This is a genomic window from Bradyrhizobium genosp. A (assembly GCF_049949275.1).
Taxonomy (GTDB): Bacteria; Pseudomonadota; Alphaproteobacteria; order Rhizobiales; family Xanthobacteraceae; genus Bradyrhizobium.
Window position 1 is genome coordinate 4,987,509 of the sequence record NZ_CP188196.1, and the last position, 23,327, is coordinate 5,010,835.

Annotated in this window: 10 protein-coding genes; 4 read left to right on the forward strand and 6 right to left on the reverse strand. The window is 62.5% G+C overall.

The genetic code is table 11. The features are described 5' to 3' along the window. Positions 1–130 precede the first annotated feature (130 nt). The 4 genes from ACP2YP_RS23290 to ACP2YP_RS23305 form a co-directional block, all read right to left on the reverse strand. Complete coding sequence (locus ACP2YP_RS23290; RefSeq protein WP_426426237.1) at positions 131–11,005, reverse strand: filamentous haemagglutinin family protein; 10,875 nt, start codon at positions 11,003–11,005, stop codon at positions 131–133. A gap of 10 nt (positions 11,006–11,015) precedes the next feature. Further along, positions 11,016–12,497: a filamentous hemagglutinin N-terminal domain-containing protein gene (locus ACP2YP_RS23295; RefSeq protein ID WP_426418668.1), complete on the reverse strand. Its 1,482-nt coding sequence runs from the start codon at positions 12,495–12,497 to the stop codon at positions 11,016–11,018. 468 nt (positions 12,498–12,965) lie between these two features. Continuing rightward, positions 12,966–14,483, reverse strand: coding sequence for a substrate-binding domain-containing protein (locus tag ACP2YP_RS23300; protein WP_426418669.1), 1,518 nt, complete (start codon positions 14,481–14,483; stop codon positions 12,966–12,968). Positions 14,484–14,732: 249 nt separating this feature from the next. Beyond that, positions 14,733–16,232, reverse strand: coding sequence for a substrate-binding domain-containing protein (locus tag ACP2YP_RS23305; protein WP_426418670.1), 1,500 nt, complete (start codon positions 16,230–16,232; stop codon positions 14,733–14,735). Positions 16,233–16,830: 598 nt separating this feature from the next. On the opposite strand from ACP2YP_RS23305, the gene ACP2YP_RS23310 reads away from it, so the two are divergent. From ACP2YP_RS23310 to ACP2YP_RS23320, 3 genes are all read left to right on the forward strand, one after another. Beyond that, a complete protein-coding gene (locus ACP2YP_RS23310) occupies positions 16,831–17,757 on the forward strand; it encodes a peptidylprolyl isomerase (protein ID WP_426418671.1) in 927 nt (308 codons plus the stop codon). Between the two features lie 97 nt (positions 17,758–17,854). Then, positions 17,855–18,733, forward strand: coding sequence for a WecB/TagA/CpsF family glycosyltransferase (locus ACP2YP_RS23315; RefSeq protein WP_426418672.1), 879 nt, complete (start codon positions 17,855–17,857; stop codon positions 18,731–18,733). Between the two features lie 138 nt (positions 18,734–18,871). Next, the gene (locus ACP2YP_RS23320) at positions 18,872–20,035 is read left to right on the forward strand and encodes a glycosyltransferase family 4 protein (protein ID WP_426418673.1); all 1,164 of its coding nucleotides are present in this window, start codon (positions 18,872–18,874) and stop codon (positions 20,033–20,035) included. Between the two features lie 59 nt (positions 20,036–20,094). On the opposite strand, the gene ACP2YP_RS23325 is transcribed toward ACP2YP_RS23320, so the two are convergent. Further along, positions 20,095–21,021 (reverse strand): hypothetical protein, encoded by a 927-nt coding sequence (locus tag ACP2YP_RS23325; RefSeq protein WP_426418674.1) that lies wholly within the window; start codon positions 21,019–21,021, stop codon positions 20,095–20,097. An 86-nt stretch (positions 21,022–21,107) separates the two neighbouring features. Beyond that, on the reverse strand, positions 21,108–22,235 hold the full coding sequence (locus tag ACP2YP_RS23330; protein ID WP_426418675.1) for a glycosyltransferase family 4 protein: 1,128 nt from the start codon (positions 22,233–22,235) through the stop codon (positions 21,108–21,110). Positions 22,236–22,454: 219 nt separating this feature from the next. Between ACP2YP_RS23330 and ACP2YP_RS23335 the strand changes: the two genes are divergently transcribed. Continuing rightward, positions 22,455–23,243 (forward strand): polysaccharide deacetylase family protein, encoded by a 789-nt coding sequence (locus tag ACP2YP_RS23335; protein ID WP_426418676.1) that lies wholly within the window; start codon positions 22,455–22,457, stop codon positions 23,241–23,243. The last annotated feature ends 84 nt before the right edge of the window (positions 23,244–23,327 follow it).

The window sequence follows — 23,327 nt, forward strand, 5'->3', positions numbered from 1 at the left end:
CGAGGCACGACTTCAAACCCGAGTAAGGCGAGTTCGCGTGGCGCCCTACGAGCTTTTCGAGACACCGGCACAACGGCAGCGCCAGCGCGGATGGAAGAGACTTTCGAGTCATACCGGTCGTGTCCAAACCCTACGGACGTTTGCGCCTTGCATCCTCCTCAGGAGTCGCGCTCTCCCCGGGGCTCGTGGTCGCTCCAGAAGGAGCCGCCTCGGAATTGCCGTCGCCGCCGCCGTAACCGACCACTTCCACAATGAAGACAGAGGCCCGGTCCGAGCCCCCGCCTGAGGCGGTCGGCGTTTCCGCGCTCTTCGCTGCGGCACCCGCGGCATTCGAAGCCGCGCTGAGCGCACCCACGTTCGGGACGGAGAAAACCTGAACTCCCGTCGTCGTGCCCCCGACCTTGACGTTGAATGCATTGACCACCTGAACGGCGGCAACGATCAAATTGCCAGAAACCCGGATGCCTGCCGTTCCGGCGTCCACGGTCCCACGCGGCGCGAGAAGGTAAAGGTTCGAGGTCGTAGCGGCGCTGGAGGTCTGGAGCACGGCGATGCCGGCGCCGGTCACCAGACCGCCGAGATCAGTCGACGCGTAATCATCCTGATCGAAATGAACCTGAACCGGCGGAAGCGAGAGAGTCGTCTTGGCGCCCCGACCGGCATCGAGGTCGCCGTTCGAACTCCACATCAGGATATCGCCGCCCTGCTCGGTGAACACGCGGCTCGAATTGACGCGAATGCTCTGGTCCGTGAACGTGTTGATAGACCCGCCAGCCAGCGTCATGATGCCCAGGTCGTTGAGCTTCAGAAGCTGGTTCGGTTCGGTCGCTAACGAGCCGACCCGAATGTTGCCGCCCGGCCCCATGATGGAGACGTTGCCTCCCTGCTGAGTCTGGATGGTCGCATGCAGCATGTCGAGATCACCAGTCGCTACCAGTTGATTGGCGCCGTTCGATCCGCCGCCCAACGCATTCGCGGTGTATCCGAGGCCGGCCGGGAAAAGCGTATTGATCGCCTCGTACCCGCGCTGGTAATTGCCGGATGAATTCTTCTGAGCCTCCCCGACCGCCTTGAGCTCGGCGTAGAAGATTTGGTCAGCGAAGACGTGCTGCAGATCCTTCGAGAGGCCCTGGAAGGTGGCCCAAGCCGCGTTCGCGTCGGCTGCCGGGTGACCGATGCGGACAAGGAAGGATTGAAGTTCGCTCGAGTAATCATGCGCCGACGGCGTCGCCGAAGCCGCCTGATAAGTGCTCAGCGCCGCAGCTTGCGTCGTGCCCGGATGCGTGGCCAGGAACTGCTTCAATTGGTCCGATAGCGCCGAATATGCTCCCGAAACAATCGAATCGACCGAGCCGCGCGCCGGATTGAGATATGCGTCGATGACTCCCGGATAGTAGACGGGTTGATTGGTCTGCGGGTCGAGTTTCCAGAACCCGTCGTAGTTGATTCCGTTGGCCACCCCGAACTGCACGATCAAATCAGCGCCCGTCTTTGTGAGCAAGGGATTGCGTTGTTTCGGCGTCGTGTTGGTGGGGCCGAGCAGCAACGGGTCATACATTCCGGAACTCGCTTGGGAGACGTAGCGATTTCCAACCGGCGTGAAGCTGGCGTTGCCGACAGCGGTGATGCCCTGCTGCATGAAGGCTTCGTTTGCGTTGTCGTGGACCGCGGGAAGCAACGGCCCGAGGTCCCGTCCGGCCTGCACGACGAAGAACCCGGGACCCGCAACCTGCAAACCGCCGGCCAGATTGTAACCGGTGTAGTAGATGTCGCGACCGGCATCGACTTTGCTGACGTCCGACGCGGCGATATTCTGCACGATCAGGTTCAGGTCAACGATGTCACGACCGGCATGGATCTCTGCCGGACTGTTGATCTCCACTCTCTGGATGTCGGAGATGCTGACCTGATTGTTGCTGACGACGGTGGACTTGACGCTCCCGACTCCCAGAATATCTCCCGTCATAGCGTAGATATGAGCCACCTCGGTATCGTCCTGGTGCGCGAGCACCTCGTTGCTCAGCCTGTCGTTGAACCCGTCATTCGGCCGGAAGGGATTGAAGGCCGTGTCCAGCAATGATGGCCCGGCGGAAAAGGTCGGTCGATAGAAACCGGTCGTCGGGCTGTAGCCGCCCGTCAGGTCGATCGTTCCCTGTGCCAGCAACTGGAATGTGCCGGCGGGCGACCCGCTCAGCACGATGCCGGAGTTTTGTACGGACGTCATGCCGGTGGTCTTGATGTCGCCGTTCAGCGCGATGGCCTCGAAACTTGCCGGATAGGCCAAGTCATGGCCGCCGTAGAACGTGCCAATCGGGGCCACGCCGATCGTCAAATTGCCCCCGACCGCCAGGATCGAAGCCCCGCTGTTCGGTCCGTAAGTATCCATGAAGACAGCCGTAGACGGAGAGCGTCCTACCGGATCGCCAAAACTCCCGGCTTGAGAGTGAATCGCGGCGGGATTGATCACCCCGGCAGTGGTGACGGATCCGGTCGCGGCAAGCGCGATTTGCCCGGAGTCGACGGCGAGCAGCGGATAATTCACGGACGATCCATTGCTGGCGACCAGGTATCCGGCTTGCCCGACGGAGCCACGCACCACGACGCTGGCGTGCCCGGACCCCTCATACAGAGCGCCGCCAAGGAGGTCGCGTCCCACCTGAACGCTCAAATTCCCGCTGCCATAGACATGGGTCTGCGGCGTGCTGGCATTGGAGAGGCCGCCACTCACCCGCCCGGTCGTCGGGAGAGAGACCGAGACGTCCACCATATCCCGGCCGACCGTCAGCGAGACATCTCCACCCGCGCTCAGGACGCCTTGCTGAAAGCTGCCATACTGGATCCACCACGCCGATTGCGAGGCGATGCTCGTGCCTGTCGGTGCGAAAACGCCGGCCCCCATCAGGCGGGTACTGGCGTTGACGAGGACGGGAGTCAATTCCGCCTGCGCCAGGAGCCACGGAGCGAAGAGCTGGAAGCTCGTCTGGTTGCCCGATGTCGTCGTGGTGTTGAAGCCGATGAAATCGCGTTGCGCCACGATGTTCACATTCCCGCCGTTCTCCGGGAAAGCGGCGGCGGTGGGCGGACCGTAAAGGGTCGTATTGGCGATAGAGCCATAACCCAGAACTTGTGGCTCCAAAAAGCCGTCCGGATTTTGGGCGCTCACCGTCGTCCCGCTTAACTGGTATTGCGGGTCCGCAAGCCGCGCCGTGTTCACACCGGCCGAATAGATCGTTCCGGGAGCTGTCGTGTCGTTCAGGACGACGTCGCGGGCGGCCGAGATGCTGATGTCGCCCGTCCCGGTTCGCACCATCGTTGCAAGATTGACCGGGACCGAACTGACAGAGCCCGTACGACTGTATTCCGACTGATTGTACGTCGTGTGATGATCGACGATCACACTGCCGCTTGCAACGGTGGCGAGCGACTGCATGGCAGTGGGATTGGCGCTCGCAACGTCGGCGCCGGCCGTGAAGCGGTACGACCATGATCCGGGATCGACGACGGAAACCTTGGTGCCCCAGCCATTCCCGCAGTAAGTCTGACACATCAACAGGCTGTGCGGGAACAAATCCGCGGCTGCAAGCGCATCCGAGCCGGGGCTGATGCCGTTGGCGGCCTGGTTGTAGGGAGCGATCGGCACGCCGGAGTTTAGATAGAATGCATTCAGTTTATAAAGGTAATCATTTTGCCCCGTAAAACTAAATTGTCCGTCCATCCCGCGGGCCTGCTGCGAGCTTCCGATACCGATATAGGTGCCGACATTGTTGACGTATGTCGGGTCCAAATAATTGCTGAACTGGAAGAAGCCGTCGGAGATCGAGGCGTTGACGTTGATGTTCCCGCCGGTCCGCAGCGTCAACGCGCCGGGGCTGCTGACGCCGAATAGCGCGCCTATGTTGGCACCGTACAGGTACGGTGAAAGACGATAGTCGAGCTTCACGGAACTGCTGTTGTAGTCGTAGTAGGTCACGCCCCCGCTGGTCTTCAGGTCATAGGCGGTGCCGGAGGCCAGGTTCCAGTTGCTGGCGATCGTGATATCGCCGTTGTTGACGGCCTTGTTGTTATTGACGAGTTCGAGCCCGGGCTGGACAGTGACCACGCCCGCCCCGAGCTGTTGCGCCAACGGGGTGAGCCGAGCGAAGGTGCCGGCGAAACCGTGATTGGTGGTGCCCTGCACGTACGCCGCGACGAGGTTGTAGAAGGACGGGTTGTTGGCCGGATCGATGATCCCGTTCCAGAGGTACCAGCTTCCATTGAGGCCGATGCTGCCATCGGTGGAAAGAGTGACGTACGGCTCCACGGTCACTCCGCGCACGCCTGTCATGCTGGACTGGAGCCCTGCAATCCTGACGTCACCTTGTCCAGGTGCATTGCCCGCGATGATCGGCGCACGCAGATGGACGGTGCCGCCCACTCCTCCCTGGGGGCCGGAGACGTTGATGCTGCCTCCTTGAAGATCGATATAGCCGGCTGCATTCGTGCCGATGCCAAGCACGACATCCCCGCCCCGCTCGTTGCCATGTGCGGTCGAGGCGTCGATATTCGCGCCCGCAGTCAGCACGACGGCGTTGTATCCATAGAGGGACACCTGCCCGCCTGCCTGACCGGACCCGTCGATCGTATCGCTGGAGGAGCCGCTTGCGTCAATTTTGCCCGCGATGGTGACCTGGCCGTTGTATCCGTCGGTGCCATTCCAGCGCTGATCGTCGGCCGTGAGCACGATGCTGTTGGCCTTCAGCGCGGATCCCGCGGAGAGAACCAGATTGCCCGTGCGCGTGTGAATGTCGATCGCGCCATTGAGGCCGCCGGTGCCGAGCGTGCTCGCCAAGGCATCGAGATTGGCCGCGCCCAGGATATCGAGTTTGAAACTGCCGCCGAGCCCGCGCCCGCCGGCGCCCAGCAGCGCTCCCGATACCACGGCGTCGCCGTTCCGCGCCGTCACGTCGATCTCACCGCCGTGGCCGAGACCCCCGCCGGGCTGCGCGACGTCCACGACGCTGTTCTCACGGATGTTGACGTTCCTGGCGTCGGACTGGAGAACGACCTTGCCGCCTGGAGCATATGTGGTCACGTCGATGAACGTCTTTTTGTATCCTCCCGCGGCGATATACGCGCCCGGATTGAGGGTGACGTCGCCACTCGTGGCGTGCAGCGTGATGTTGCCGGCCTGCGCCTGAATGATGCCGCCGGCCAGCAGCGGCTGGCCGTTTGCATCGACCTCGCCGAGACGAATGCTGGCCGCCGTTACTGCGAAATTGCCGCCGAGATCGCTGCTGTCGTCCGGCCGGGACACGAGGGCCCTCGGGTCGCCGGGCCGAGTGATCGTGACTGTGCCGTTCGTCGTGAGAGCGAATTGCGCGCCGCTCGCGGCTCCGGTCTGACCGCTCACCCGAACGAGCGGTGTGTTGATGTTGACGTCGACGGCGGCGGTCTGGCCCGTGGCACCTAGAGCAAGCGCGCCGGGACCGGCAACGTCGAGCCGCTCGGCAGCCGTCAAGTTGATGTTCGAGAAGCCGGCGATCGTCTGCGTCCCGCCTCCAAGCACGATCTTGCCGGCGTCGAGCTCGAAGGTTCCGGAGGTCGACGTGGTCGCAGCTTCGCTTGCCGACGAACTGCTGACCAACGTAGCGGTGCCGCCGATGGCAAGCCTGACGTCGCCACCGGTTCCGGCGATCGTGCGAGCGTCCAACGTCAGGTTCTGCATCGCCCCGCCAGGCGCGAAGGCAACGTCGCCATAGAACGTCATCGGGCCGGAAAGTGCCTTTAGCGCCAGGCTCTGCACGCCGGCGAGCTGGCCGAAATTGGTCTGCGAGAGCAGCAGCGCCTCCGTCCGGCCCGGGCTCGGGTTGCTCTCGAAGCCGATGCTGTGCGCAGCGATGTTGATCTGTTTGGCGTCCAGCACCGCCGGCGGAGCACCCGGATGGGTCGTCTGGGCGTTGAGTTCGATCGCGTTGGTGTTGCCGGTCGCCTGCAACGACAGGGTCTGGGTCGAGATCCGGCTGCCGGCCTCAATCAGAATCTGGCCAGCGAACGGCAGGTTGATCGTGCCGGTCACGGCGGCCCCTCCAGCCGCTGCGACCGGCCCGAAGCTGATCGTCAGGTCCGGCCGGTTCGCGGCCGGGCCTGTCACCGTCAGACTGGAATCGTTCGAGGCGACAAACAGCGCACCTTGGCCGCGAGCGAACGCCGCCAGGTCGGTGGGCCCCACCGATCGGCCGTCGGGAAGGGTAAGGGGGAGTCTCGTGAGATCGGCCTTGCTGATCTGCGTGCCGTTCAACGTGGCTAACGGTCCCAGAGCAGCCGCGATTTGTTGCGCCGAGACAGGAGCTATTGACGCAAACACATAGTGACGACCGAAGCCCGACTGAATAGTGCCGGTGGTCTCGATGACGCTGCCAGAGGCAATCGTGACCCCGCCGCCGCCAGCCGGGAGCGTGACCTTGACGTCGCCGAGACCGGCAACGTTCACGGTCTGCACGAGAGAATTCGCCGGTTGCGCCGCCAATACGAGCTCTGGCGCCGTCAGCGCCGTGCCCCTTGTGTCGATCGTGACCTGGCCAGCGGTGGGTGTAATCAACGTGTCGCCGCTGGCCGTATCCGTGCGCAGCCCGCCGAGCAGCATGCTCTCCAATCCGAGCGCGTTGAGCTGATCGACCGAAAGCCAGACCCAACCATCGCCTGACGAATAGGCGGCTTCGGCGCCGATCGGATTCGTCGGACTCACGACCAGCTTGCTCGCGGAAATGTCGAGCTCGCCGCCGCGGCCGCCAGGAGCCGCTTGCGCTGCGATCGTGCCGGCGAGGTCGAGCGACTGCGATGCAACCGCGGCAATCCGCCCGGCGTCGATCGGCAATCGGGGTGCCATGACGCCGTCATGTTTGGCCTTGGCGACGAAATAGCTGTTCGCCGAACTCAGGGTGTATTCGCTGTACTGCTTCCACACCGTACCGGTCTGCACCGCGAACAGTTCCTGACCGGCCGACCGCGTTCCCGGTTGCGTCGACGAGGTGTAATAGCCCGTCGTCAGCACGGTGCCGTCCGGCAGGGCTGTCCCCGACGCCAGGTTCTTGCCGACATTGCTGCCGTAATCGACGACACGCAGCGCGCCCGGAAGGGTGGCGTAGTGCCCCGGGTAGAGCGTGTAGGTTCCTGCCGGGACGCCGTGTCCGCCGTCGATGTAGATCTGCTTGCCGGCGAGCGGATAGGCGTCGGCGGCAGTGACGGTTTTGCCCCCGTCCAGGCTGCGCGCGGTCGTGAAGTGAATGTCGAAGGCGGCGACGCCGTCGTTGCGCGACGGCAGCAATGCGTAGACGGTTTGTCCGGCAGGTGTGGTGGCGAGCACGTCGCGGGAGCCGCCCTTGCCCAAGACGAACTCCATCGCCTGCAAATCGCCGCCGCCCCTCAGGTCGATCTTGGCTCCCGACGCAACGGTGACGTTGGCGCTGTCGAGCACCAGCCCCTTCGACGGGAGCACCGGGGAGGTGCCGTTCGGCAGAACGACAGCACTTCCGTCCGCATTATGCGCCTGGAGCGGATAGAGGCTGGCGTTGTAGTACCAGTTCGTACCTTCTGCGGTCTCGCCGTAGGGAACCAGCGTATCGGCGAGCGTAACGGAGGTCAGACTGCCCGGAACGAGAGCGATCCTGGTGGTCGCGACACCGCCGATGTTGCGCGCAGCCGTCCCGTCGTCGCCCAGCGTGATTTTGCCGAGCGGTGCGAACAGGTTCCCGCCCTGTTCGATGCTCGCCGCATATACCGTGATGCTGCCGCCGGCCGACAGCGGGATCTGGAGATTGCTGCCAGCCGAAGCACTGAAAGTCACGCTCTTCGGCGTTCGAATGAAGAAGTCGACGGAGGACACCGGATAGATCCGCTGCGCGTCGAGCGCGAGATCGCCGGAACTATCCAGGAAGCCACGAAAGGTGGTGGTATCTTGCAGGGCTACCTGGACCCCGGATACGAAGCCGTCCGCAACCTTCGGGGTACTCAGGCGAATGTCACCCAAACTGCTCAGCCTGACCGACGAGAAACCGCTGAAGGCCGCCCCCTCGATGTCGATCGTTTGAGCGTTCTTGACGACCAGCGTGCTGGCCCCCGCGGCTGTTGTTCCATTGCCATTGGCGAATCCGCCGGTGAGCAGGACGTAAGGCGCTGCGAGTGTGACCGAGCTCTGCGGCGTCGCGCTTCCGGGCGTCACCGAGCGGATCGAGCTCGCGGCAATCTCCAACCGACTGGCGACGTTGAAATCGAGCGTGCCATCGACGACGAGTTCGACCAGGTTCGGGGCGACGACTTTGTAGGTGTTGCCCGGCAGATCGGTGAAAATGCGCCCGGGTCCGCCGGCGGAAGTCCCACTGTAGAGGAACACATCGTCGAACGCTCCCAATCGGCTCGAGTCGGCGGCAGCGGCGATGGACACCGAGTGCCCGGCCGACGCACTCACCTGCGTCAGAAGCGATTGTGACAGGCTGCTCAGATTCGCCAGCGACGCCTGACCGACGTTGGAGAGCGCGGCCGTGACGGCGGTCGAGTCCTGCCGCAAGGATATTGCGGCTCCTCCGAGTATCAGGGTTCCACCATGAGCGCGCGGATCGATCGCGCGCGCCGCGAACGTGCCTCCCCACGCGAACGCGCCGACGTCAACGCTCACGGAGCCGGCGTCGCTCCAGGCGCTCATCGACGTGAACGTCCCCGGACGTGCACCCGAATTCGTCACTAGGAGCGTGGCGGCGGCGCCGGACACATCGACCTTGGCTCCCGTCATCGCAACGAGTGCGGTTCCCGACAAATCGGGATTCGAGGCTGCGCCGGCGCTGGTGGCAAGCGACGCCGGATTCGCCGCCTCGACAATCAGGTTGCCACCGGCCAGAACCGTGCCGCTCACGGCAGGGCCGCCGCTGCTTCCGAACAGCGCGTTCGTTTGCAGGGTCCCCGACAAGTCGATCGAGGCGTTCTGATCGAGCCAGGTGGACGTGGCATTCACCGACACGGTGCCCGAGTGGTCGATGATCGAACCGCGCAACAGCACATTCGCCGCTCGCTGCTGTGGGACGTCGAAGGTCGGTGTCCCGGCGATCGTGATCACGGCCCCGGGATCGGTCTGGATCGTCGCCCCTGCGTCGAGCAGAATGTTGTCCGACTTGAGCGTCAGGTTGACGGGGGTACGCTGACCGTCCGGCACCGTCACCAGGGGCGCGATCGTTGCGATCTTGCTGCCGGTGGGCACCGCGCTGTAGTCGGCAAGACTGCTCAAGCTTTGCTTTCGCAGCGTCAGGGAGGTTCCGGCCGCGACCACGATCGTTCCCGTCGTCGGCGATGCAACCTGGGCGTTGGGTGCCCAGCCGCTAGGCGCGGACTGGATCACGAAGGCGCCGAATCCATTGTTCGCGAACAGCGAAACCGGGAGCGTCGCCAGCGCCCCTCCGATCCGAAACCCCGACGCACTGTCCGGCTGCGAGGTATTGCCGATCGTGATCGTTCCCGCAGCGGCGAGCGTCAGCGTGCCGCTATCGGCGAACCCGTAGCCCCGCATGGCGCCATCGAGCTGAAGGACCGCGATGCTCCCCGTCGTTGGGGTGAAGGGTGGATCGGGGTTGTTGGCCGGGCTAAATTGCTTACCTTGGTAGACTTTCAGGGAAATGCTACCGGCGGCGCCGGCCATCAGGCCGCTCGAGACCGTCTTCGGCGTTCCCCTCGGCGAGACGTATCCGCCGCTGGACACATCGAGCAGGCTTCCCGCCGCGAGCAGAATGCTTCCCGTGGTGTCCAGACCGCTCACACTATTGTTGTTCGTGGAAATCGTGATGGTCCCGCCGTTAATATAGGCCGGACCGGACGCATCGTTGCCGAAGCGACCCCTGTCGTTTGTCCACTGCCCGCTGACGTCCAGGACGCCTGAGACGAACACGTTGGCGGGCATTGTGGCGCCCGAGAGCGTCACGGACGGCTTGAACAGAACCTGATGCAGCGGTGAATTGTTGGCAATTCCGTAGCCGTCCGTCTTCAGATTGACCTTGCCGCCGGCTGCCTGAACCGTTCCGGCAACGTCGATCGCGCCACCCGTCGTGACCGACAACTGCCCGCCGGGCGCCAGACGGAGCGTGCTGCCCTTCGTCACGACCAGATCGTTGGACACGATGGAAAGCGCGCTGAGGCTGTAGCCCGAAAGCTCGTCGGCCGACAGGAACGTCTGGTAAGTGCTCGTCGATGCGAAGTTGTCCGAGGACACGAGCTCAGTCGCATTGGTCGGATTCTGAGGGGGCAGCGCTACCCCCGTGCCGGTCAGCGTTCCATCGGCCGAATAGACGTTTTGGTTGTATCTGGAATCAAAATCGGCGGGCAGCGACGCCGCGTTCGCCCCGATCACGACGGTCGATGCCGTGGTGAGCGTCAGGGATCCCTGCGACGGGATATTGCCGGACGCGATCTGGCGCTCGCCGGGGACCGAGCCGAACAGCAGCGTCCCCGCCAGCACCGGGGTCATCGTACTGACGGCAACGCCGCCCGCATCTTGCCCTTCGACATAGCCCGAGACCTGCATCGTGGTATTGGTGCTCCAGGTCTCGTTGATGTTCCAGCGCGGGTGAGCGGAGGTGAACACGCCGGCAATCCCGAGATAGGTCATGTCGGGATTGGCATTTTGCATGCTGTAGATTCGACCGTCGCTGCCTAACAGGCGAGTATACGGAACCGTGCCGGGCAGGTACCGAACGCTACCGCCCGCCGTGTTGATCACGGACCCGGGCTGCAGCAGCACCTCCTGGCCCGGCATGTTGGATTGTTGGGGGGTGGTCAGCGACACATTGCCGCCGGCCGTCATCAACTGGAAGATGCTCCGGCCGACGTTGCCCACCGCAGTGTTAGCGTTGAACAGCGGCGTGCCGAGCCATGTCGTGCCGTCGCTTCGCGTGCCGGAGGCGCGGATGTCGATCCACAGGGCCTGGCCATACACCACACCTTTTCCGTCAGGGCCCACGCTGACATATGGCGGCCGCTGCAGCGGCATGTCCGCTAACTCATTGGTCGGTGAAACCGAGATGAAGTTGTAGCTCGCCGGGAGTTCGACGTTCTGCAATCCGGCCACGTCGATGGTGGCGCCTGGCGCGAGCAACACGCGTTGCGGGCCAGACAGGCTCTGGTTGACCGTCAGGCCGCCGAACAGGGTCCTGCCCTGTAACGCCGCCGTTCCCGTCATATCCGCGACATTGATCGAAACCGACGCGGAGGGAGCCGACACGAGGCCGCTCGAACTCGACGGTGACCTGGCCTTGCGCCGTCGCTTCGACGTAGGCCGGCATGAAGCTCTGTACGTTGCTTCCCGCACTGCTCGACCGCGGAAGCGTGGCGCCAGTGTCGAACGGCAGCATGCTGATCGTGCCGCTCAGGGTGACACTCGTCGCCGCATGAAGCAGCACCATGCTGGGGAGAGTGATGCTGGTGTCCGCCGAAATGACACCCTGGGCGCCGATGCTGACCCGGTCTCCGGCCATCTCCACGATGCCGCTCCGCGTCTCGATCAGTCCGTTGTTGGCGACGGAGCCGGTCCCCGACAAGTAAGGGCCAACGGCATTCCCATCAAAGGCGTGGTATGTGCTTGCGTATTGCTGGATCTGGAACCCCGTCCCGCGGAACGTCACGCCCGCAGGCAGGACGGCGGCCGGAAAATTAGCGGCGGCGTCGCTGTTTGGCGTCAGATAGATAGCACGCCCTGAAACCAGGGCTGCTTCTCCGTTCGGCACATTGATCGTGCCATAATTCGCGACATTCGCTCCGAACAGATAGGCGAACCCCCCCGGCGTATCCGGCCCGACAGCGTCGGTCTGTATCGCCGCGCCGGCTTGAACGACGACGCCGCCGCCGACCGTTGTCGTCGCCTTGTCTTCCCCTCCGATCGAAAAGCTTTTGACGGCAAGCGTTCCATTCGCGATGCCGGTGCCGAGGAAGAACTGATCACGGTCGTACCGCGACTGCCCGAGCGTCCCCACATCGAGATCAGAGGCCACCAGCGCGTGAACATTGATCTGGGAGCCACCGCCGAAGATGATGCCGTTCTGGTTGATGATGTAGACGCCACCCTTTGCGGTGATCTGCCCGAGGATCGTGCTCGGAGAGGCAGACGGGTCCGAGACCCGGTTCAGCACCGTCCAGTCGCTCGCCTGCTGATCAAAGCTGAGCGTGGTGTTGCGGCCGACATTGAACGTCTTCCAGTTCAGGATCGCCTTTTGCTGCGTCTGTTGGATATCGACCAGCGTGCGGCCATTCGCGGCGGTCTGGGTGGGCGCCAACGCGCCTCGCCACAAGGTCTGGTCACCGGCAATTCCATCGGCAGGCATCAGTCCGTTCGTCGCAATGCCGTCTGGAATCCCCCCATTCAAAGTCGATGCAAGCGATTTTGCCGATTGCTGCGCAGCCCGCGCCGCCTGGAGCGCGGCGACTGCACGGGCAAGCGATTGCTGCGATTGTTGCGCGGCCGAGGCAGCCTGTACCGCCGCAGCCAACTGCGCCGCGCTGGCGGCATTCGTGAGCGAAACGCTTGACGCGCTGTTGAGGCTGCGCGCTCCAGCGGTACCGCCGCCCGCCAGCAGGGCGACAATGCTGACGCCGCGGAGATAGGTCGAAACGGCGGCGGCACCCTGGCCACGAAACGCTCGAAGGATTGTCACGCGCAACGCTCCGTAGTGAACATACTGAAAGATCCTCGGCCTCCGCCCGGCGCCTGCCGAAGGTTGCCGCGCGGGGCAGCCACAGCTTTAGCTTGGCGTCCCTGTCGTACCTATACCGTTACGCTAACGTTTACTACTTGTTAAGCAACATTGGTGTGTCAATTTTGATGTGCTGCCGGCGATCCACCGCCTGTGGATCGGGAACCTGGGGTACTTAGGCGGCATCCTTTCGGCGAAAAAAAAATGTGCACCCGGTTGCCCGGGTGCACACAGGTCTCGGTTCAGACGAGACGGAGCGTCGTATCAGGCGCCCGACTTGGCGTTGCAGACGCCACCGTCACCGGTATGGCCGATCGGCGACGTCGTGGCGATCAGCTTCTGGATCTCATTGACCCAGGGAGCCGGGGGAACCGCCATGCTATGGTCGGCGAGGACACTCGCCGCCAACGCGTTCGAATAGTGCCAGTTGATATAGTGCGGGATCACCGCAGCCACATCCGTTGCGGCGTAGCACTGGTAGAACAGGAACCACGAGAATCCGGCGATCGGATAGGAGCCCGGCAACGCCGGGTTCGGAACCGTGCCCTGAGCCGCCCAGTTCAGCGGATTGGCACGGGTGGTATCGTCAAACACGGGAGTAACCGCCGCCATCGCAGTCTCGGCACCCCACGCCGTCGGGAGATGATACGCGCCGGTGGCGTTGTCGATGTCGTATTGCGACTGAAGCATGGCCGTTTGCGGACCACTGGGCACGATCGGCTGCACCAGATCGACCGAGTTGTAGCCGATCGCTCCGTAGGTGGTCGCCACAGTGCTGGCGACGCCGCTATCGCCTTGCGCTCCAACGAACACGCCACCGCCCGGGTTCGAAATCGTGCGGCCGCACTGGTCGGTCGCGAGCACGGGCCTGTCGTCTGGCCAGTTGCTAAAGGTCGAACCAACGGCCGGAAGCGCCGGGCACTGGGCGGTTGCAACACCCCTGTCGGTCCAGGGGAACGCGTACAGCGTCATCGTCGGGTCAGTCTCGTTGTTCGGTCCATACACGGTACGGCACTGTTCGGTCAGCGCGTTCGTTAACAGGAAGTTGGTGCCGCTGCCGTCCGAGCGGTGAACGACGGTGATCTGACCGGAGCCGACCGCAACACCGTTGTCCGCAGTGATCGAGGCGTTGTCCCACTTCGTGATGTGCCCGGAGAAGATGCCGCACAGCGACTTGCGCGACAGCTTGATCGTATTGGGAGCCACGGCCCACGGGTAACCGGGGTAGTGGCTGCTGTCTCCATGTGGGTTGATCGAGATTGCCACCGGCATGACGACTGCCGGCATGAACAGGATGTTGCCCCAATTGGCTGGCCCGCTGTTCGTGTTGTAGGTCGCGACGTCGCTCGGGAGCAGAAGGATGTCCGAGCCGGCGAACTGGATGCTGGCATACGGCCAGGTGGGAGCAAAAGTGTTGTCGGCATACGGGATGTTGCCCGACACCTTGGCAGTCCAGTTGTTGTAGTAGCCCGGGCTGGCAGTATGAGCCACGAAACCGGCCTTGCCGACTCTCGAACCGACCGGCGCGTACAAGAAGAGATACGCGTCGTGCGGGAAATTCGGGCCAATGCCGATGCACGAAGTCGAGAGCGGAGTCGTCACGCCAGCGGGGGTGTCGGCGCTCGGGCCGAAGATCTGGTAGGACGCGCAATCGAACAGATTGCGATAAGCGATTGAGACGGAAGTATCGCCGCCACCCCGGATGATCGTTTGCGCGTTGGCCGCTTCGGAGGCGCAGATCGCCCCCAAGGCAACCGACGCCAGAACAAGACTCTTTTTCATTTTCCTACTCCCGTTGGGTTCAGTTTGCCGCAACGGCGTCCCGCCAATTGCGCGCGGAGATCGTCTGCCACCAAAACGTGTTATGCTAACATTTACTACTTGACATTGATATGTCAGTTTTAACGTGTGCTGGCGATCGACTGGCAACGGATTGGGAATCTGCGCGGCATCCTTTCGGCGCCAAAAAAAATGTGCACCCGGTTGCCCGGGTGCACACAGGTCTCGGTTCAGACGAGACGGAGCGTCGTATCAGGCGCCCGACTTGGCGTTGCAGACGCCACCGTCACCGTTATGGCCGATCGGCGACGTCGTGGTGATCAGCTTCTGGATCTCGTTGACCCAGGGAGCCGGGGGAACCGCCATGCCGTTGTCGCCGAGGACCTTCGCCGACAACGCGTTCGCGTAGTGGAAGTTGAGATACTGCGGAATGGTCGCAGCCACGTCCGCCGCGGCGTAGCACTGGTAGAACAGGAACCACGAGAATCCCGCGATCGGATAGGAGCCCGGCAACGCCGGGTTCGGAACCGTGCCCTGAGCCGCCCAGTTCAGCGGATTGGCACGGGTGGTATCGTCAAACACGGGAGTAACCGCCGACATGGCGGCCTGGGCACCAGCCGCGGTCGGGAGATGATACGCACCGGTCGAGTTGTCGATGTCGTATTGCGACTGCAGCTGGGCCGTTTGCGGACCAGCGGCAACGATCGGCTGCACCACGTCGGCCGTGTTGTACCCGATCGCCCCGTTGGTGGTCGTCACAGAGCTCGCAACGCCGCTGTTGCCTTGCGCTGCAACGAACACGCCACCGCCCGGGTTCGAAATCGTGTGGGTGCACTGGTCGGTCGCGCCCGTGTCCGGCCAGTTGTTCTTGTTCGCACCAACGGCGGGCAACGCCGGGCACTGGGCGACTGCAACACCGTTGTCGGTCCAGGGGAACGAGTACAGCGTCAGCGTCGTGTCAGTTTCGCTGTTCGTTCCGAACACCGTCCGGCACTGGTTGGCCAGCGCGTTCGTCGTCAGGAAGTTGGTGCCGCTGCCGTCCGAGCGGTGAACGACCGTGATCTGACCGGTGCCGACCGTTGTACCGTTGTCCGCGGTGATCGAGGCGTTGTTCCACTTCGTGATGTGCCCGGAGAAGATGCCGCACAGCGACTTGCGCGACAGCTTGATCGTATTGGCAGCCACAGCCCAAGTGGCGCCGCTGCCGTCCTTGGTCGGGTTGATGGAGATTGCCACCGGCCCGATGACTGCCGGCATGAACAGGATGTTGCCCCAATTGGCAGGTCCGCTGTTCGTGTTGTAGGTCGCGACGTCGCTCGGGAGCAGAAGGTCGTCCGAGCCGGCGAACTGGATGCTGGCATACGGCCAGGTGGGAGCGAAAGTGTTGTCGGCATACGGGATGTTGCCGGACACCTTGGCAGTCCAGTTGTTGGTGCCGCCGGGGCTGGCAGTATGAGCCACGAAACCGGCCTTGCCGGCTCCCGAACCGACCGGCGCGTACAAGAAGAGAAACGCGTCGTGCGGGAAATTCGGGCCAATGCCGACGCACGAAGGCGAGAGCGGAGTCGTCACGCCGCCGGGAGTGTTAGCGCTCGGGCCGAAGGGCTGGAAGGTCGCGCAATCGAACAGATTGCGATAAGCGATTGAGGGGAAAGTAGCGCCGCCACCCCGAATGACCGTTTGTGCGTTGGCCGCTTCGGAGGCACAGATCGCCCCCAAGGCAACCGACGCCAGGACAAGACTCTTTTTCATTTTCCAACTCCAGTTGGGTTGAGTTTGCAGCAAAGGCACCTCGCCAATTGCGCGGGGGACTCATAAATGCCGTGAGTGAAGCTTTGATATTGATTATGTGAACTAACATTATAACGATACCGAGAACCGATGATCTGTGGATAACGACGCAGCCCACCGAGGAACAAATGTCTATTGGTGCGGTTCGAGCAACCACGCGCTCAAGCGGGCGACCACGGCGGCTTCTCGAGCGCGTGGCCTCGAAAAGATTTGCTGTCGATGGAGCCTCGTGACTTTGGCACGGACCCTCGAGCGCGCGTTCTGCGACGCGACTGATAACGTCAGCCCAACGGGCTGCCCGTCGAGCGTCCGCTGCGCTGCATCGAAACCGGCCCCGTGTTCTCCGGTACGACCGCGCCGCATCGCGTCTTTGGGCCGTCATTGCTCCGTCTCATCCCATTCATCATAACGTTAATAACAGATCATACCTACAACAATAACATCTCACTTCGCATAACCCTGAGCTGTGTTGAGCCGCTCTGATCGGGCGGCTTTCGTCTTGAAGCCTGGGTGTGCGAACCGCGCGAGGTGTTGCGCTTGCAGAGACAGGATTGTTCAGATGATACGTCTACCGCGTCTTTCTCCGATCGCGCCGATTGCACCAGCCGGGCGACGGCGCATCGGAGCGTTGACGACCGTTCTCTCGACGACAGTTCTCTTGGGGACTTTGGCGATCGCCTGCACGTCGAGTTTCGCGCAGACCCCTGCGAGCGACCCAGTCATCGCCGTCGTCGGTGCTACCGAGCTTCGCCAGAGCGATCTTCGGCTGGCCGAGGAAGATATGGGGAAAATGCTTGCCGGCCTCGATGAGGAGCACAAGCGCCTCTATCTCGCGACCTATCTCCATGACCTGGTTATCCTTTCCAAAGCCGCTCGGGATGGAGGGCTCGTCGACGAGGCAGATCTACAGAGGCGCATGGCCTACACCCGGAACAAGACCCTGATGAACCGGATGTTGCAGGCTACGGCGGATGCCGTAACCGATGCAGATGTTCGCAAGTATTACGATGAGGCGGTCCGGAATTCGAAACCCGAACCCGAGCTTCATATCCGCGCGATCGTCTTCAAGTTTTCCAGGCCCAACGACGAGTCGGCGATTGCCGTCGCGGAAGCGAGAGCAAAGAGCGCTCTCGAACGCGTCGCCAAAGAAGATTTCGCTGCGGTCGCCCGTGAAATGACCGACGCCGAAAATGAAAAGATGAACGGAGGAGATCTGGGCTGGCTCACGGCGGCTCAGATGGGCAAGGAGTACGCGGACGTTGCCTTCACGCTCGGCAAGAGCGGCGTTTCGAAGCCGATAAAGACCGAGTTCGGATGGCACATTATCAAGGTCGAAGACGAGCGGATTCGCAAGCCGAACGAATTCGCTGCCGTACGCGATCAGGTTGAGATTGTCGTCCGGCGCAAGGCCCAGGTGGAGCTTGTGGACAAATTGCGTGCCGAAACGCCGATCGAGTGGCGCGACGACAAGGTGAAACCGCAATAGCCACGCGAAACACGCGGCCCAAAGTCAGCGCTCAACCCTGCGGCGCTGCAGAAACAAAAATCCGGTCGTTTCGCGTATCGGAGGGAGTACCGACATCATGTCTGTTGCGTCCGACCAGTGCACACCAGCCGTCGGGATGGTCCCCGCGGGGACTGCCCTCGCCGAATTGGCAGATCGGCCCAATGACCAGGTGACTGAGCGCTTCTGGATTGTCGGAGCTCCGGTGAGCGTCGTCGACATGGCATCCGCGATAACGCTTGTCCGCGCGTGGATCCAGGAGAATAAGAGCCGCTACATTTGCGTCACCGACGTGCATAGCATCATGCTCTCGCGGTGGAATCCAGCTCTTAGCCGCGCACTGAAGGGCGCCGACCTCGTCATCGCGGATGGAACGCCTCTCGTTTGGACCGCATGGTGGCGCGGCGTGAAATCGATCGGTCGCGTCGCTGGCCCCGATTTCATGCATGAGCTTTGTCGTCTGTCCCCCGGGAATTGGACCCATTTTTTACTGGGTGGTGCGAAGGACGTTCCTGATCGGCTGGCCCAGTCGCTAACGGCGCTCAATCCGCGACTCACGATCTGTGGCACCGAGTCGCCGCCGTTTCGGCCGCTCACGGAGGACGAGGACAACGAGCTGGTCGAGCGCATCAATGCGTCGAAACCCAACATCGTGTGGATTGGGCTTGGATGCCCGAAGCAAGAGCTCTGGATGTCCCAGCACACAGGACGGATTTCCGGTGCGGTCATGATCGGAGTCGGAGCGGCATTTAACTTCCTTTCCGGAAATACTCCGCGCGCTCCACTCTGGATGCAGAACAATGGCTTGGAATGGCTTCATCGTCTGGTGACGGAGCCTCGGCGTCTGTGGAGACGCTATCTCGTGATCGCCCCGATGTTTGTGGCTCTGTCCGTTGTCGAGACAATCGCGCTTTGGTGGCGACGATCTCAGAACCCGAAGAAGCTCCACCACGTTTAGCCCGCCCACCGCAGCGTGGCCTTCAACTTCGTTACGACTGCCGCGGGAGCTCTGAGGACTGCAACACGAGTTCGCGCGGGCCGTCCTTAATCTTGGCCTACGCGACCACACCCGGATATTGCGCGATCGAGGTTGGTGTTGAAGATTCTCGTCATTCACAACATTTATCAAGAGACTGGCGGCGAGGATACGGTCGTCGACCAGGAGATCAATCTTCTCAAACAACGCGGCCACGACGTGCGTACCGCGTTCTTTGACAATTCAGACATCAGGAATACCGGCGACCGCATCAGGGTGGCGCTGCAAGTTGGACGGAACGGCACCTCGGCCGCCCGGCTGAGCGCCATGATTTCGACGTCTCGTCCGGACGTCGTCCATGTGCACAACTTTTTTCCCCTAGTGTCGCCGGGCGGATTGGACGTGATTGCACGCGAAGGCATCCCGGTGGTGCAGACGCTGCATAACTTTCGTACGATTTGCCCCGGCGGAATACTCATGCGCGACGGACAGCCGTGCGAAGCCTGTGTGGGTCGCAACCGATGGCCAGCGGTCCGGTGGAGGTGTTATCGGGGGTCGGCCGTCGGCTCGGCTGCTGCAGCCTATATGGGTCACGTGTTCCGGCGGATCCTGGATCGCCATCGAGCCCTCATCACGGTCGTGACCATGACGCAGTTCGCAAAATCGCGGTTTCTTGCCGATGGTTTCACGGAGGACCAGATCGTCGTGCGACCCAACTTCGCGCCCGATATCGGACCCGGATTGCCGTCACGCGACGGGCGCCTTGTCTATATCGGCCGGTTGAGCGAGGAAAAAGGCGCCGATATCGTCGTGAAGGCAGCCGCGAAGGTGAGAGGAGAAGTCGAGATCGTGGGCGACGGCCCGGAAACGGATCGCTTGCGATCGATCGCACCCCCGAACGTAACCTTTGCGGGACGCATCCCCCGCGAGGAAGTGGCGAGCAGACTGCGGAGCGCGAGCGCGGTCCTCGTTCCGTCGCGCTGTTATGAAGGATTCCCCATGATCGTCGCCGAATCGATGGCGTGTTCCACCCCGGTCATCGCCAGCAGGATCGGTGCGCTCGCGGAAATCGTGGAGGACCGCAAGACCGGACGATTGATCGCGACCGACGACATCGACGGATGGGCGCATGCCATGAACGAAGCGATCGACGATCCCGGTCAACTCGCGCAATGGGGCCGGTCCGCACGTCAGGCCTACACTCTCCTGTGCAGCGAAGAGCGCGGCTACGACAGTTTGATCGGTATCTATCAACGCGCGATCGAAAGGGCTCGCGCCGCCTGATCAAGCGCGGTGATGACTTAGCGAACGGTCCGCGTGGACCAGGCGAGGTTTTTTTGCAGTCACAGCACAGCGTCGGAATACAGCGCAGTGACGCTCCCGGGAACCACGCTGGTCGATCTGAAAACATGGGGGCGCGGCTCGACCAGCCTGACCGCGATGACCGGCCGGCGCGGTAGAAAGCGCGGCTGGCAGAGTGTCGCCCAGCAGCCGTCGAGAGAGCGGTAGGTCGACAGGAACAGCACGATCCATCGACGAAAGAGGCCGTAGTCGCTCAGATAGATCGGAATCGAGAGCGCAACGCCCTTGCGGGTTTCGATTGTATGTACCGATAGGCACCACTGGCTTCCATCCGTCACCAGCACATATCGCCCACGGCTCCCCTTGCCGTGATCCGACATGATGCGCTTGTGGCGCTCATCGACGATTGCGAATATCTCGTCGAATGAGGTGAGGACGCGCAGCTTGCGTGCCGCGAACGAAACTCCCACGTTGGGAATGAGGTAGACGTGGTCATCGAGTTTCTTCCAGCCGAGGCCACAGGCGATCTTGGCCGCCTCTCTGATCGGAGAAAAGCCTGTCAAGGTCAACCCCTTCTGCGCCATCATCGCTTTCATGAGACGCAGGCTTTCTCCCCGGAAAGCCGGCTTCACGCACCAATGGGACAGGTTGGCGAACCGCTCCACTTTGCCCTCGATGATCTGCTCGGAGTAGATGGCGGCCATGACGCCGACCACGCCCTCGTTGGGGCGGACCAGCGCCAAGCCGTAGTCCGAATTCGGTTGCAGCCAGGGGTAACGGAGCAGCGATTTCCAGCCCTCGACGGAAATATCGCCGTTCAACTCGCGATGAAGGAATTCGCAGGTTTCCGGCAGGAGATCGTCGGTGATCCGAACCAGTTGCGAACGCGACGACGAAGCAGAGCCGCTTCCTGTCGCACCGTTTCCTGCCGCGTTGTTAGCGCCCGCTGGCGCCGCTTCGGATGCCACGCTGTCAGCCACCTGTCCGTCCTCGCTTGTCGAAATCCGGGAAGTTCATCTTGGCTTTCTCTGTCAGTGGCGACTTCGGCGCCGCTTCAGGTCGCGGACGCAAGCTTCCTTGCGGCCGGCGGCAGGTCGGCTGCCGCAAGGTTCAACCCGTCGACGTACCGACGCGCCGACCGATCGAGATTGAATTGCGCTGCGGCCTGGATCGCGGCCTGCGACATCGCCGACCAGCGCGCGGCATCGCCGACCAGCCGCAAAATCGCGGCCGCCCAGGGCTCGACCTCGAGCGGGCGCACCAAACCGCAGGCGTCGTCGATCACGAGTTCGTCCGCCGCGCCGACGAACGGAGAGACGATGCACGGCGTGCCGCATTGCATCGCTTCGTTGCAGACCAGTCCCCATGCGTCCGACTTCGACGGCAAAGCGAGCACACGCGCGGAGGCGAACACCGACGAAATCTCCTCTGGCGGGACGTGCGACGTATATTCGAATGCGACCTCCGCCGCGGAGAGCTGATCAAGCTCCTCGGGCCTGGACGGGCTATCCGCGATGATGCGCACCGAAAGCGTGGGCAACCGACGCTTCAGCTCAAGCACGAGCTTCACGAAGAAAGGCCAGTTTTTCCGCTCGTCGTTCACGCGCCCGCACCACAGCAGGTCATAGCGGCGCCGGGCGAAGTCCGGAATATCGGCCGGTCCGCCCCAGGCCGGAACGATATTCGCCACGAAAATCTTCTTCGGGTCCGCGCCCTGCTCTACGAAGAAGTCTCGCCCCTTCGCGCTCGCGCAGATGATCGCCCGGGAACGGCCGACGACCGCCGGTCGCGTCAGGCGATGATAGAAGCTCTGCGGCATCATGATCGCCCACCCGTCGGTCAGAAAGACCAGCGGTTTCCTGTGGACCCGGCTCCAGGCCGCGGCAACCAGCATGGTCGGATAGACACCGTTGATGGCAACGAGATCGGGGGACAGACGGCTAAGCGTGCTCCACATCCCCACATTGATATGCGCCGACCTCGATCCTGGCAGATCGAACTCTATTCCGCGAAGCAGGATGTGGCTATACCGCGCGGCGTACCGTTCCGACCACTGGCGGTTCTTCTCCCTGGCAGCACACGATATCACCGTGAGATCGAGCCCGTGGCAATCGACTATGTGATTGAAGAGCCGGTTCGTATATGGCGTGACCATGTTGTTGCAGATCGCGATACCCGGCATTGATTCTGCCCAACAGTCGAATTAACAAAGCTGCCTAATTTCAGCTCGCGCATTAGCCGCAGAAGCGGCCTTCGCCGCAGCCTGGATGTTCCGGGCCGACGTTTTTTGAATAGTCAGCAACTATAACGACGTGATGACCACTAACATTGAATCGACTGCGACCTGTGGCTTCGTTGCCTGTCACAATCTAACGCGATTTCGAATGATAGGTATCCCCTCATGACGTACACCGCAACGCGGCTCCGCGCTTCTATTGGCGCGTTTCACAGGGCGTTCCTGCGCCGGCCTCTTCCGGACAAGTTGGCGCTTTATCTCCATTCGTTGAGCGGACGCGCCTCGGCTGTAGAACAGCTGATGCGACGGTTTTCCGACCTCGGCTACAGCTTCGTCGGCCCCGACGAGTTCCTATCCAGCTCAGGCCGGATGATCATGCTGACGTTCGATGACAACTACCAATCATGGTACACCTGCCTGCCGATGTTCGACCGGCTCGGGGCCAAGGCGACCTTCTACGTCAATACCGTTTCGTTTCGCGACAGGGCCGACGAAGCCGACCTCGGCCGCTTCTTTGCCAGTATCTCCGCGGAGCCTGAGCCGACGCTGACTGTTGACGAGCTGAAATGCATCGCCGCGGCGGGACACACGATCGGCGCGCATACCCACACACACCCCAATTTGGCGGCCATTTCGCTCGAGAAGGCAAAGCACGAGATCAGGACCAGCAAAGCGCTTTTGGAAGACATCCTTCTCGAGCCCGTGGTCCATTTTGCCTATCCATTCGGCATGCGCAGGCATTTTTCCTCGCTCTTGAAACAGTACTGCTTCGAGATCGGCTTCAAGACCGTGGCGACCGGCCTTCCCGCCCTGCAGTATGTGAAGCCGGAGAGCGGCGTTATTCACCGCTCCGTTGTCCAGCTCGATGTGCCGTTTGAGCGGTATATCGAAAACCTCCAGGTCGATGGGCGGATTTTCGAACGGATCACCGGCCGCAACCCCGTCGCGGTGTGAGTGCGACGACTTTCATCATGCCCGGACTTGTCCTGGACATCGACGTCTTTGCATTCTGACTGCCAGGCGAAGCCGTGGATGGCC